The organism is Microlunatus speluncae, from assembly GCF_009299835.1.
Lineage (GTDB): Bacteria > Actinomycetota > Actinomycetes > Propionibacteriales > Propionibacteriaceae > Microlunatus > Microlunatus speluncae.
The window spans coordinates 64,228-77,527 of sequence record NZ_VKCZ01000012.1; the positions used below are offsets into that span (position 1 = coordinate 64,228).

General features: G+C 70.4%; 11 protein-coding genes. 4 read left to right on the top strand and 7 right to left on the bottom strand.

The window, feature by feature from the left end; all coding sequences use genetic code 11:
- Positions 1-103: 103 nt before the first annotated feature.
- From FNH24_RS15620 to FNH24_RS15640, 5 genes are all read right to left on the bottom strand, one after another.
- Complete coding sequence (locus FNH24_RS15620) at positions 104-919, bottom strand: hypothetical protein (RefSeq protein WP_152363137.1); 816 nt, start codon at positions 917-919, stop codon at positions 104-106.
- A gap of 124 nt (positions 920-1,043) precedes the next feature.
- Positions 1,044-2,810 (bottom strand): acetyl/propionyl/methylcrotonyl-CoA carboxylase subunit alpha, encoded by a 1,767-nt coding sequence (locus FNH24_RS15625; RefSeq protein WP_217428250.1) that lies wholly within the window; start codon positions 2,808-2,810, stop codon positions 1,044-1,046.
- 59 nt (positions 2,811-2,869) lie between these two features.
- Positions 2,870-3,739, bottom strand: a complete 870-nt coding sequence (locus tag FNH24_RS15630; protein WP_152363138.1) for a 5-oxoprolinase subunit C family protein — start codon at positions 3,737-3,739, stop codon at positions 2,870-2,872.
- On the bottom strand, positions 3,736-4,350 hold the full coding sequence (locus tag FNH24_RS15635) for a 5-oxoprolinase subunit B family protein (RefSeq protein WP_152363139.1): 615 nt from the start codon (positions 4,348-4,350) through the stop codon (positions 3,736-3,738). The genes FNH24_RS15630 and FNH24_RS15635 overlap by 4 nt, the downstream gene beginning before the upstream one ends.
- A 2-nt stretch (positions 4,351-4,352) precedes the next feature.
- Positions 4,353-5,072: a LamB/YcsF family protein gene (locus tag FNH24_RS15640; RefSeq protein WP_152363140.1), complete on the bottom strand. Its 720-nt coding sequence runs from the start codon at positions 5,070-5,072 to the stop codon at positions 4,353-4,355.
- Between the two features lie 432 nt (positions 5,073-5,504).
- Here FNH24_RS15640 and FNH24_RS15645 point away from each other — a divergent pair, with 432 nt between their 5' ends.
- From FNH24_RS15645 to FNH24_RS15655, 3 genes are all read left to right on the top strand, one after another.
- Positions 5,505-6,038: a DinB family protein gene (locus tag FNH24_RS15645; protein WP_152363141.1), complete on the top strand. Its 534-nt coding sequence runs from the start codon at positions 5,505-5,507 to the stop codon at positions 6,036-6,038.
- Positions 6,039-6,141: 103 nt separating this feature from the next.
- A complete protein-coding gene (locus FNH24_RS15650) occupies positions 6,142-7,347 on the top strand; it encodes an acyl-CoA dehydrogenase family protein (protein WP_152363142.1) in 1,206 nt (401 codons plus the stop codon).
- Entirely contained in the window at positions 7,344-8,879 is a 1,536-nt protein-coding gene (locus FNH24_RS15655; RefSeq protein ID WP_152363143.1) for an acyl-CoA carboxylase subunit beta, read from the top strand. Before FNH24_RS15650 ends, FNH24_RS15655 begins: the two co-directional genes overlap by 4 nt.
- Positions 8,880-8,946: 67 nt before the next feature.
- Here the strand turns inward: FNH24_RS15655 and FNH24_RS15660 are convergent, their stop codons facing one another.
- Positions 8,947-10,935 (bottom strand): ABC1 kinase family protein, encoded by a 1,989-nt coding sequence (locus FNH24_RS15660; RefSeq protein ID WP_217428251.1) that lies wholly within the window; start codon positions 10,933-10,935, stop codon positions 8,947-8,949.
- Positions 10,936-10,977: 42 nt separating this feature from the next.
- On the opposite strand from FNH24_RS15660, the gene FNH24_RS15665 reads away from it, so the two are divergent.
- On the top strand, positions 10,978-11,640 hold the full coding sequence (locus FNH24_RS15665) for an O-methyltransferase (protein WP_152363144.1): 663 nt from the start codon (positions 10,978-10,980) through the stop codon (positions 11,638-11,640).
- A gap of 104 nt (positions 11,641-11,744) precedes the next feature.
- Here the strand turns inward: FNH24_RS15665 and FNH24_RS15670 are convergent, their stop codons facing one another.
- Positions 11,745-13,190: an FGGY family carbohydrate kinase gene (locus tag FNH24_RS15670; protein WP_161606150.1), complete on the bottom strand. Its 1,446-nt coding sequence runs from the start codon at positions 13,188-13,190 to the stop codon at positions 11,745-11,747.
- Positions 13,191-13,300 lie beyond the last annotated feature (110 nt).

A 13,300-nucleotide genomic window follows, 5' to 3' on the forward strand; every position in this document is an offset into this window, starting at 1 on the left:
TGCCGCCGGACCGGACATGATGGCCAGAAGATAGCAAGCCGGACCTGGAAGATGCCCGTCTCCGGGGGGATCGGGAGACGGGCACCACTTCAGTGGGCGTCGGTCAGTCGCCGAAGCCGTCGAACATCCCGCCGATGCCTTCGCCGATCTCGCCGATGCCGTCGCCGATGCCTTCGAACATGCCGCCGATGCCCTCGCCGATCCCGCCGATGCCTTCACCGATGCCGCCGAAGACGTTGCCCATGCCGCCGAACAGGAAGCTGCCGATCAGCACGCCGGACAGCAGGTCGGAGCCGCGCCAGTTGCTGTAGTAGCCCTGCGCCCACGGTGCGTACGCCTGGCCGCCTTCCCAGTACGGCACCCGCTGGGCACCGACCTGGACGGTCCGGATGTAGGGATCGGCACCGGCCAGCACCCGCTCGGCGTCTGCCGGGCAGGCCGGGATCGCCCGCGGCGCGCCACCCGGCGGCGCCCACTCGACGTCCTGGCTGGACGGGCCGTGGGCCGGGTTGAAGAAGCAGGGCGGACGCTTGGCCGGCAGCGGCTCCCCGGCGACGCGGGCCTTGACGCAGGCGATCGCGTACCGCCCGTCCTCGAGGATCTCGGTGACGTGCCGGATCTCGTCCGGCTGCTTCACCGCGTCCAGCGACATCTTCGCGTCGTCGTAGGCGTCCAGGGCCCGCTGATAGTCCTGTTGCATGGCCTCGTCCAGCGGATGGCCGGCGACATCGGTGTCCAGTCGCTGCAGCTCTTCGCCGAACTTGGTCACGTCCTCCTCAGCGGCGCGCTTGGAGGTCGACAGCTGACTCTCCAGCTCGGCCTGCTGGGCCTGCTCGCGCTGCCGTGCGTGACGACGGCTGACCAGCATGGCGCCGCCGCCGACGACACCCAGCACAATCAAGAGAACAAGCCACTCCATGCCCTTCAGTCTGCCGCGTTATCCGCGGCAGCGACTCGCCGGGGACCTAAAAAGCCATAAGAACGTACCGGCCGTGACGCCGGCCACAGCTTCATGAACCGGAGGCGGCTGGGGCAGGTGGGGCTCAGGGGTCGACGATCTCGCAGAGCACCTGGCCGCTGGTCACGGTCGCGCCGGCGGCGGCAGTGAGGCCGGTGACGGTCCCGGATCGGTGCGCGGTGAGCGGCTGTTCCATCTTCATCGCCTCCAGGACGACGATCAGGTCACCGGCTTCGACCGTTGCGCCGTCCTCGACCGCGACCTTCACGATCGTGCCCTGCATCGGTGAGGTGAGCGCGTTGCCGGACGGGGTCTTGGCGGCCGTGCCGCCGCGGCGGGCCGGTCGCCGGGCGTTGGGCCGGGCCGACGGCGCACCGGTCGTGGTCAGGCCGGCCGGCAGCACGACCTCCAGCCGTTTGCCGTTCACCTCCACGATCACTGCGGTCCGCTCGGCCGGCTCCGCTGCCGGGTCGGTCGTGGCGCTGTCGTACGGGGAAAGGTCGCCGGCGAACTCGGTCTCGATCCAGCGCGTGTGCACGCCGAACGTGCCGTCGGCGGCGGTGAAGGCGGGATCGTCGAGGACCGCGCGATGGAACGGCAGCACCGTCGGCATGCCGGTGAGCTCCAGCTCGGCCAGGGCCCGCCGGGAGCGAGCCAGCGCCTGCTCCCGGTCGGCGCCGGTGACGATGATCTTGGCCACCAGCGAGTCGAAGCTGCCCGGCACGGTCATCCCGGTGAGATAGCCCTCGTCCACCCGGACACCGGGCCCGGCCGGCGGTCGCCAGGTGGTCAGGGTGCCGGGGGCGGGTAGGAAGTTGCGGCCGGGATCCTCGGCGTTGACCCGGAATTCGATCGCGTGCCCGCGGATCACCGGGTCGTCGTAGCCCAGCGCCTCGCCGTCGGCGATCCGGAACATCTCCCGGACCAGATCCAGCCCGGTCACCTGCTCCGACACCGGATGCTCGACCTGGAGCCGGGTGTTCACCTCGAGGAAGGAGATCGTGCCGTCGGTGCCGACCAGGAATTCGCAGGTGCCGGCGCCGACGTAACCGGCCTCGCGCAGGATCGCCTTCGAGGCCGTGTAGAGGATGTCTTGTTGATCTTCGGAGAGGTACGGCGCCGGTGCCTCCTCGACCAGCTTCTGGTGCCGCCGCTGCAACGAGCAGTCCCGGGTGGAGATCACCACGACGGTGCCGTGCCGGTCGGCCAGACACTGGGTCTCGACGTGCCGCGGCCGATCAAGGTAGCGCTCGACGAAGCACTCGCCGCGACCGAACGCCGCAACGGCCTCCCGGGTGGCGGACTCGAACGCCTCGGCCACCTCGCTCAGCTCCCGGGCCACCTTGAGCCCGCGGCCGCCGCCGCCGAACGCGGCCTTGATCGCGATCGGCAGCCCGTGCTCGGCCGCGAACGCCTCCGCTTCGGCCGCGTCGGCGACCGGGTCGGCCGTGCCCGGGACCAGCGGAGCACCGACCCGCTGGGCGATGTGCCGGGCCCGCACCTTGTCGCCGAGGGCCTCGATCGCCGCCGGCGGCGGCCCGATCCAGGTCAGCCCGGCGTCGGTGACGGCGCGGGCAAAATCGGCGTTCTCGGCCAGGAAGCCGTAACCGGGGTGGACGGCATCGGCACCGCTGCGAGCGGCGACGTCGAGCAGCTTGGCGATGTCCAGGTAGGTCTCGGCCGGGGTCCCGCCGCGCAGGGCGTACGCCTCGTCGGCGAGCCGGGCCGGCAGCCCGTCGGCATCGGCGTCGGCGTAGACCGCGACGCTGCCCAGCCCCGCATCCGCCGCCGCCCGGATCACCCGGACCGCGATCTCTCCCCGATTGGCGACAAGCACCTTGCTGATAGCCACGCGACCTCCCAGGTATGCCTTTCGCGGATCCTAGTGGTGCCCACCCCTCCGCCGACTTGTCAGAACTGAGTTGTGCCCGGGGGCTTCTCAGTTCTGACAAGTCGGAGGGGGTCGCCGGGACGGAGCTGGGCGGTGGCGTCGAGGTCGGCGCCGCGGACGACGGCGATCACCGGGTAGCCGCCGGTGACCGGGTGGTCCGGGCCGAAGATCAACGGGTGGCCGTCGGCCGGCACCTGGATGGCGCCGCGGATCAGGCCCTCGGACGGCAGTTCGTCGGTACGGGAGCGCGGCAGGGCCGGGCCGTCGAGCCGGACGCCGACCCGGTCGACCGCGGTGCCGACCCGCCACTCGGTCGTGATCAGCAACTCCCACGCCGCGGCGGTGAACCAGTCCCGGCGCGGGCCGGGATCGATCCGCAGCGTGCCCGACCGCGGTCTCGGCGAGGCGAGATCCACTCCCGGCCAGGGACCGGCCGGAGCGCCCACCGGGAGCCGTTGATCGGCCTTGAGCGGCGCCGGTCCGAGGCCGGCCAGGGTGTCGTGGCTGCGGCTGCCCAACACGGGCTCGACGGCGAACCCGCCGCGCACCGCCAGATAGCTGCACAGTCCGGTTTCGGGGGCGGGCAGCTCGAGCCGGGCGCCGCGGGGCAGCCGGATCGGCGCGTGGCTGCTCTGCTCGAGGCCGTCGATGATCACCCGGCGGGCCGCCCCGGTGATCGCGACCCAGTGCGGCGCCGCGGCCTCGACGATCAGTCCGCCGAGCACGGTCTCGATCACCGCCGCCTCGACCGGGTTGCCGATCAGCCGGTTGGCCAGCCGGGACGCCGCCCGATCGGCCGCGCCGGAGCGAGACACGCCCAACGCCGCCTGGCCGGGCCGGCCGAGATCCTGCAGCAGGGCCCGCGGTCCGGGGGCGACGACGATGATCATCGGATCGCCTCGAACCGGACCCGGGAGCCGGGCTGCAGCAGCGCCGGCGGGTCGAGTCCCTGGTCCCAGATCGCGGTCTCGGTCCGGCCGATCAGCTGCCAGCCGCCCGGCGACCGGCGCGGATAGATGCCGCAGTAGGCGTCGGCCAGCGCGACCGACCCGGCCGGGACCCGGGTCCGCGGCTGCGGCCGGCGCGGCACCTTCAGTCGATCATGTTCGCCGACCAGATAGCCGAAGCCGGGAGCGAAGCCGCAGAAGGCCACCGTCCAGAGCTGGTCGGTGTGGGTCATGATCACCTCAGCCGGATCGAGGCCGGTCAGCTCGGCCACCCGATCAAGATCATCACCGTCGTAGTGCACCGGGATGGTGATCACCGGGCCGGAGTCGAGGGCCTGGGGTCGGTCCAGCGGTCCGTCGGCGAGGAAGTCGAGCAAGCCGCTGCTCGGAGGGCCGGTCAGCGTGATCAACACCGTCCGGGCGCCGGGGACCAGTTCGCCGATCTCCGGATCGGTCCGGTTGCTGAGCGTGGTCTGCAAGGCTCGGGCTTCGGTGCCGTCGGTGCACTCGACCATGATCGCGTCGAGACCGTACTCGAGGATGGGTCGGCTCATGATCAACTGAACGGTACGAGTCGGACGCCGGCCGCGGTCAGCGCGGCGCGGACGGCCGTGGCCATGCCGACGGCGTCGGGACTGTCGCCGTGGGTGCAGAACGAGTCCGCTATCGACCGGCGGGCGGCGTCGACGGCACGCTCGGCGGCCAGCGCCGGGTCGGTGATCAACGCGCCGGGGGAGCGGCGATCGATCAGCCGGCCGGCCTCGGTGTAGCCACGATCGATGAAGTATTCGGTGACCGTGCGGAGACCGCGGGCGGCGGCGATCTCCAGCAGGGCGGAGCCCGGGAATCCCAACACCGCAAGGGAATCGTCGAAAGCCACGATGGCGTCGACGACCGCCGTCGCCTGCTCCGGGCCGTCGGTCACCGCGTGATACAGGGCACCGTGCGGCTTGAGGTAGGTCACCCGGCCGCCGACCGAACGAGCCAGGCCGTCCAGCGCACCGAGCTGGTACAGCACGTCGGCGGTCAGGTCCTCGGGCGCCACGTCGATGAAGCGCCGGCCGAATCCGGCCAGGTCGCGATAGCCCACTTGGGCACCGATCCGGACGTCCCGCCGGACCGCCGCGCGACAGCTCCGGTGCAGCGTGGTCGGGTCGCCGGCATGGAAGCCGCAGGCGAGATTGGCGCTGGTGATGATCGACAGCATGGCCTCGTCGTCGCCGAGTTGCCAGCGACCGAAGGACTCGCCGAGATCGGAGTTCAGATCGACCTGCATGCGTCCAGGGTGGCAGATCATCGGCCGCAGAAAGAGTGGCGGGCCCCTCGCAGTATGAGTGCGAGGGGCCCGCCGGGCCAGAGTGGTGTGACGTCTCCGGCCGACCGACCAGCCGCGCAGCCCGACTCCCCGTCACCGGGAGCCGCAGCGGGACTGACTTCGAGTGGCCCACTGTTCGGCCGGCAATTCCGATCGATCACGTTCTCACGCTCAGGTGCGAACGTAGCAACGTTTCTACACCTCGCGGCCAACGGCTCGCAACCCTTTGGACGTCCAGAAGTTGCCTGATCGATCTTTCCACGCGGCCATCCACACCGGCGGCGGAGTTATGCACCGAAAAGATCAACTTCTACACAGGGTCGGTGGATAAACGACACGGCGATGTCCTTTCCGGACACGGAAAAGGACACAGGCGCCCATTAGGCTCGACCCATGGAACCGCAGCCGGACACGAAGGACTGGACCTGGACGCTTCGGCGCCGGTGCCCCGATTGCGGCTTGTTCGCGGGCGAGGTGCCGATCGAGAAGATCGCCGACCGGGCCGAGGCGGCCGCGGCGGAGTGGGTGCAGATCCTCACCGCGAGCGCCGGGGTCGGGCTGCGTCCGAAGCCGGACGTGTGGTCCCCGTTGGAGTACGGCGTGCACGTCCGCGACGTCTACCAGTTGTTCGATGCCCGGCTGACCCTGATGTTGGTCGAGGACCATCCGACATTCGAGAACTGGGACCAGAACGAGAGCGCGATCGCCGGCGAGTACGCGGTCCAGGACCCTGATCGGGTCGCCGCCGAGCTCGCCACGGCCGCCGAATCCTTTGTCATCCGGGTCCGCGGACTCGCCGAGGATCAGCACGAGCGCGCCGGCCGGCGCTCCGACGGCGCCGACTTCACGGTGATCACGTTCTGCCAATATTTCCTGCACGATGTGGTCCATCACCTCTGGGACGTGACCGGGCAGGTCGAGGACTAGCCCGCGGTCCGCAATCGGCCGTCGGGAAGGGTTTCGAGAGGTAGGCTCGGCCCACGATCGACGTTGGCGCGACGGGCGCAGGCAAGGATGTGGAGCATGCGGCATGACTGCGGTTGATCATTCGACGGGCTATCAGCCGAGCCCCGATCACCGGGACTTCCGGGCGGCCGTCGCCGACTTCGCCCGGAGCCGCCTGGCCCCGCACGTGGAGCAGTGGAACGCCGAACACCGGTTGCCGCTGGAGGCGGTCCGGGCGATGGCCGAGTTCGGTCTGTTCGGGCTCGCCGGATCCGAGGAGTACGGCGGCGCCGGCGACTTCAGCAGCCTGTGCATCGCGATCGAGGAGATCGGGTACGTCGACCAGTCGCTCGGCATCACCCTGTCGGCCGCGGTCGGGCTGGGCAGCAACCCGATTGCCACCTTCGGCTCCGTCGCGCAGCGCGATCGCCACCTGCCCGACCTGATCGCGGGCCGTGCCCTGGCCTCGTTCGGGTTGACCGAACCGGAGGCGGGCACCGATGCCGGTGCGACCCGGACCCGGGCCGAACGGGTCGACGACGGCTGGGTGATCAACGGGGCCAAGCAGTTCATCACCAACTCGGGCACGGAGCTCACCTCGGTGATCACGATCACCGCGCGGACCGGGACGGCCACCGACGGCACGCCCGAGATCACCGCGTTCCTGGTCCCGGTCGGCACGCCGGGGCTGACCGTCGAGCCGGCCTACGACAAGCTCGGCTGGTACGCCTCGGACACCCACCCGTTGAACCTGGACGGCGTCCGGGTCGGCGATGATCAGGTGCTCGGCGAGGTCGGGCAGGGATACAAGCAGTTCCTGGCGATCTTGGACGACGGCCGGGTGGCGATCGCCGCGCTGGCCCTGGGCTGCATCCGGGCCTGTCGTGATCTTGCCGTCGACTACGCCAAGACCCGGCAGACGTTCGGCCGACCGATCGGCGCCCGGCAGGGGATCGCCTTCCAGATCGCCGATCTGGACGTGATGGCGCACGCGGCCGAGCTGCTGATCTATTCCGCCGCGGCGCTGCGGGATCGGATGGGTCATGATCAACACAACGCCCGGGATCGGCAGGAGTTCAAGCGGGCGGCCTCGATCGCCAAGCTCTACGCGACCGAGTCCGCCGTGACCGCGACCCGGATCGCCGGCCAGGTGTTCGGCGGCTACGGCTTCATGAACGAATACCCGGTGGCGCGGTTCTACCGCGATGCCAAGATCCTGGAGATCGGCGAAGGGACCTCGGAGGTGCAACGGTTGTTGATCGCACGCGGCCTCGGATTGCCGGTCGAATGACGTCCGAGGCCGAGCATCGGCAGCAGCTCGAGGCGGCCGTCGAGGCGACCCTGCGGCCCGCCGCCAAGGCCGCCGAGAAGCTCGCCGGGCAAGGGAAACTGTTCGTCCGGGACCGGATCGGGTTGCTGTTCGACGAGGGCACGTTCATCGAGGACGGCCAGCTGGCCAACGCCGCGGCCGTCGGGCTGCCGGCCGACGGGGTGGTCACCGGGCGTGGCCTGGTCGCCGGCCGGCCGGCGCTGGTGGTGGCCAACGACCCGAGTGTCAAGGCCGGCTCCTGGGGTGCCCGTACGGTGGAGAAGATCATCCGGGTGACCGAGGAGGCGCTGCGGACCGAGCAGCCGGTGTTCTGGTTCATCGACTCCGCCGGCGCCCGGATCACCGACCAGGTCGACCTGTTCCCCGGTCGCCGCGGGGCGGGCCGGATCTTCCACAACCAGGTGGCGCTGTCCGGCAAGGTGCCGCAGATCTGTTGCCTGTTCGGCCCGAGCGCGGCCGGCGGCGCGTACATCCCGTCCTTCTGTGACGTCGTGATCATGGTGGAACGGAATGCGTCGATGTATCTCGGCTCGCCCCGGATGGCCGAGATGGTGGTCGGCGAGAAGGTCAGCCTGGCCGAGATGGGCGGCGCCCGGATGCACGCCGAGGTGTCCGGCTGCGGTGATCAACTGGCCGAGGACGACGCCGACGCGATCGAGCAGGCGAAGGCGTATTTCTCTTATCTGCCGTCGAACTGGCGTCTCGACCCGCCGGCCTACGACCGGGCCGAGCCGGGCCGGGAGTTCGCCGACGACCTGGTCCCGGCCGACGAGCAGACCGGCTACGACATCGGGGACGTGATCGACGCGATCGTCGACGCCGACTCTTTCTTCGAATGCAAGCCGTTGTTCGCGGCGGAGCTGGTCACCGGCTTCGCCCTGCTGGAGGGCCGCCCGATCGGCATCGTGGCCAACCAGCCGGCGGTGAAGGGCGGCGTGCTGTTCGTCGACTCGGCCGACAAGGCGGCCCGCTTCATCTGGCTCTGCGACGCGTTCAACCTGCCCCTGCTCTACCTGGCCGACGTGCCCGGCTTCATGATCGGCAGCGCTGTCGAGCGGCAGGGCATCATCCGGCACGGCGCGAAGATGATCACCGCCGTGGCCGAGGCGACCGTGCCGACCGTGTCGCTGATCGTCCGCAAGGCCTACGGCGCCGGGCTGTACGCGATGTCCGGCCCCGGCTTCGGCCCCGACGCCTGCCTGGCCCTGCCGACCGCCAAGATCGCCGTGATGGGCCCGGAGGCTGCGATCAACGCCGTCTACGCCAACAAGATCGCCGCGATCGAGGACGCGGCCGAACGCGAGGCCTACGTGGCGAAACTGCGTACCGAATACGAGCTCGACATCGACATCCTCCGCCTGGCCAGCGAACTGGTGATCGACCAGATCGTCCAACCCGCCGACGTCCGCCGCGAACTCATCGCCCGCTACGCCGCCGCCGCCACCAAGGACCGCCACTTCTCCACCCGCCGCCACGGCGTCCCCCCGGTCTAACCCCCCAACTTGTCAGACTCTCACCACGCTATGACGTGGTGAGAGTCTGACAAGTCGGGGGTTGGGCTCATTCGCGGCGGAAGATGAGGACCAGGGAGCGGAGGGCGAGGACGAAGCCGACGAAGAGGAGGCAGGCGCCGATCAGGGGGAAGACCTGGATCGAGGTGCCGGTCAGGGTCGGGCCGCCCGTGGCGGTGATCATGATGATCGCGGCGAGGGTGGCGGCCGAGGCGAGCACGGCGACGATCACCTGGTGCGCGACGCCGAGGATGAAGGCCCGGTCGCTCTGATCACTGAGCAGCCGCAGGTTGATGCTCAGCCGGCCCCGTTCCAGGTCCTCGGAGATCTTGTTCACCCGGCGCGGCAACCGCCGGATCAGCGGCAGCAGGTGCAGCAGTTCCGAATCCAGTTGTTCCCGCAGCGCGTTCGGATTGGCCGCGGCGGCGAAGATCTCGCCGCCGTGGGTCCGCGCGACCTGGACCAGATCGAGCTTCGGATCGATCAGCCGGCAGGTGCCCTCCAACGCGGCCAGGGCCCGGAACGCGGCGGCGACCTGACCGGGAATGGCGAAGCCGTACCGTCGGACCAGCCCGAAGATGTGGCCGAACATGCCGCCGGTGGTCGAGGTGCCGGAGCGGTAGCGGACGATCAGCTGGCCGACCTCGCGTTCCATCGCCTTCTCGTTCAGCGGCTCCTCGGGCCGCTCGAGGATCTCCACCAGGGCGTCGGTGGCGGCGATGCTGTTGTTGCGGTCGACGGCGAGCAGCAGCAGCCCGAGGGCGTCCCGGGAATGATCATCGAGCCGGCCGACCGAGCCGAAGTCGAGCAGGCCGAGCCGGCCGTCGGGCTCGATCACCACGTTGCCCGGATGAAGATCGGCGTGGAACACCCCGCTCAGCATGATCTGGTCCAGCACGGCCCCGAGCAGGCGCTGGGCGGCCTCGGTCCGAGTCTCTGCTGGCAGTGCGGCCAGGGTCTCCGTGGAGCTGCCGATCGGAGTGCCGACCAGCCGCTCCTGTACCAAGATCGTCTCGCCGGAGAATTCGGGATAGACCCGCGGAATGATGATCTCCGAGTCGGCCCGGGTGGCGGCCGCGACCGCGATCATGTTGTCGGCCTCGACCCGGTAGTCCAGCTCCTCCCGCAGTGAGGCGGCGAATCCCTCCGCCAGTCGTCGTACGCCCAGCTCCCGGGCCCAGGCGGTCGAGCGCTCCAGTCGGTCGGCCAGCCGGCCGACGATGTCGAGATCCGCGGTCACCTGCGCCCGCGCGCCGGGCCGCTGCACCTTGACCACGACCGATTCTCCGCTGAGCAGCACGGCGGTGTGCACCTGCGCCACCGAAGCCGCGGCCAACGGGTCGGGGTCGATCTCGCTGAACACCTCCTCGACCGGGCAGCCGATCCCGGCCTCGATCACCGGCTTGATCGACTGCCAGGGCACGGCCGAGGTCGAGCTCTGCAGCTGCGACAGCTCCCGGACGAACACGTCCGGCACGAGATCGGGCCGGGCCGACAGCATCTGGCCGATCTTGATGAAGGTCACCCCGGCGTCGTTCAGGGCCCGCCGCAGCGACCGGGCGACCGATGCGGTCCGGGTCTCCGCCGCCAGGCCGGTGACCCGGTCCTTCGCCCGCGGCCTGAGGAAGCCGCCCAGCCCGTGCCGGACCGCGATGGCGACCACCTGGACGTAACGCCGGAAGCGTCGGAATCGCTCCCGGGTGCTGCGCAGCACCCGCCACGGGGTCGGGATGGTGCCGGTCGGGATGATCAACTCAGCCACGACCAGCACCGCGATGGCCAGGAAGAAGCCCCAGGCCAACACCAGGATGAAGATCAACAACAGGCCGACCGGGATCCGGTTGTCCTCGATCGGCTCGACCAGCCCTGACTGGAAGGCGATCCAGGGCAGGGTGGTGCCGAGCGAGGCGATCATGATCAGCCCGACCAGGATGGAGCGCGGCCAGCCGATCGGCACGCCGAGCACCCGGCGGGCGATGTAGGCGACCAGGAACGCCATCGCGATCAGGGTCGCCATTCCCAGCAGCTGGATCACCATGTCGGCGATTGTTCCAGTTCGGCCGGGTGAAAGACTGCAGGCATGACGAATGCCGAATGGGCCGAGGTCGACCGCTATCTCGTCGACACACTGGTCGGTGATCAGGACTCCGACGTCTTCCGGGCGAACGCCGAGGCCGGGCTGCCGGCCATCGACGTGTCGCCGGTGCAGGGCAAGTTGTTGCACCTGATCGCGTTGTCGACCGGCGCCCGCCGGGTGCTGGAGATCGGCACACTCGGCGGGTTCAGCACCCTCTGGCTGGCCCGCGCGGTCGGCGCCGAGGGCCGCGTGATCACGCTGGAGTACGAGCCCAAGCACGCCGAGGTGGCCGCCGCCAACCTGCAGCGCAAGGGCGTTGCGGACCGGGTCGAGATCCGGGTCGGCGCGGCGCTGGACAGCCTGCCGGTCCTGGCCGAGGAGCAGCCGGAGCCGTTCGACCTCGTCTTCATCGACGCCGACAAGCCCAACAACTCCAACTACCTGGACTGGGCGCTACGGCTGACCCGGCCCGGTTCGGTGATCATCGTCGACAACGTCGTCCGGCACGGCGGGATCGCCGATCCGGAGACGACCGACGCCGCGTCCCGGGCCAGCCGCGAGGTGCTGGAGAAGATCGCCGCCGAGCCGCGGCTGGAGGCCACCGCGATCCAGCTCGTCGGCAGCAAGGGCTGGGACGGCTTCGCGTACGCCGTAGTCACCGCCTGATCCGTCGGTCACCCTCGGCCTTCAGGGGGTCGTGCGGGTGGCAACCCCGACTTGTCAGAACTAGGGGACGCCAGGGCGTGCCCTAGTTCTGACAAGTCGGGGTTCTAGGGGCGGGGGAGGGCTCGGCGCCAGTGGGCGCGGCGGGTTTTCCGTTCGTCGGCGGTGATCGACGGTACGAACTCGCGGGCGGCCGGGTCCGCGGTCGGCCATTGGGCTTCGGCGCCGAGGCCGGCCCAGGCCATGCGGGCTGCGCCGACGGCGGAGAGTTCGGCGACGCCCGCGACCCGGACGCCGATCCCGAGCAGGTCGGCCTGGGTCTGCATCACCAGGGCGGACGCGGTCACCCCGCCGTCCACCCGGAGTTCCTTGATCGCCGTGCCCTCCTCGATGATCACCTCGACGACGTCGGCCACCTGGTGGGCCACCGCGTCCACGCCGGCCCGGGCCAGCTGCTCCCGCGTCGTCGCCGCGGTCAGGCCGGTGAACGTCGGCTCGGCGTCGCGCTGCCAGTGCGGTGCCCCGAGCCCACCGAACGCCGGCACGAAGCTCACCCCGGCGCTGTCCGGCACGCTCGCCGCGAGGGTGAGCAGGTCGGCCACCGACGGCAGGCCGAGCAGCCGGGTCAGCCAGGCGAGCGAGGCGCCGGAGAAGACGATGTTGCCCTCCCTCGCGTACGTCGGCCGGTCGGTCAACCAGGCCAGCGTCGTCGGCACCGGCGACGGGTCCGGACTGAACCGGGGCACCGGCATCATCACCGAGCTGCCGGTGCCGTAGGTCGCCTTCGCGGTCCCGGCCGTGGTGCCGCCCTGGCCGTAGAGGGCGGCGTGGGAGTCGGCCAGCACGGCGGCGATCGGCGGCCGACCGTCGATCCCGGGCAGGTCGATGCCGGTCGGAATCGTCGCGTCGGAGGTGATCACCGTCGGCAGCCGCTCGGCCGGGATCCCGAACAGGTCGAGCAGCTCGGCCGACCAGCCCAGCGCGGCCACGTCGTACAGCAGGGTCCGGGAAGCGTTGCCGGCCTCGCCGAGATGATCATGGCCGCCGGTCAGCCGCCAGATCAGCCAGGAGTCGACGGTGCCGACGGCGATCGCCCTCACGGGATCCGTGGCGGAGCGGAGTAAAGCGGCGAGCTTGGGCGCGGAGAACATCGGGTCGATCCGCAGCCCGGTCCGCTGTCGGACCAGCACGTCGGCGCCCGGCGAGGCGATCAGCCGGGCACAGTCGTCGGCGGTCCGGGTGTCCTGCCAACTGATCACCGGCCCGAGCGGTCGGCCGGTGTCTCGATCCCAGACGACGACGGACTCGCGCTGGTTGGAGATCGCCAACGCCCGGACCGGTCCGGACTGCTCGGCCCGGCAGACCTCGATCGCGACCAGCACCGACTGCCAGAGCTCGTCCGCGTCCTGCTCGACCAGACCGGGGGCCGGGTTGCGGATCGGGACCGCGGCCGATCCCCGGCCGACCACGGCACCGGCCGCGGTGACGGCGACGGCCTTGGAATTCGTCGTGCCCTGGTCGATCGCCATGATCACCGGCTCGGCTGTGGCCACCGTCGACCTCCCTGGTCCGGCTCGATCGGGTCCATCACCTTGACGCCCCGGCATCAGCCGGGAGACTATCAATGGGCAAGCATACAATACTGAATGGATATTCACGCACC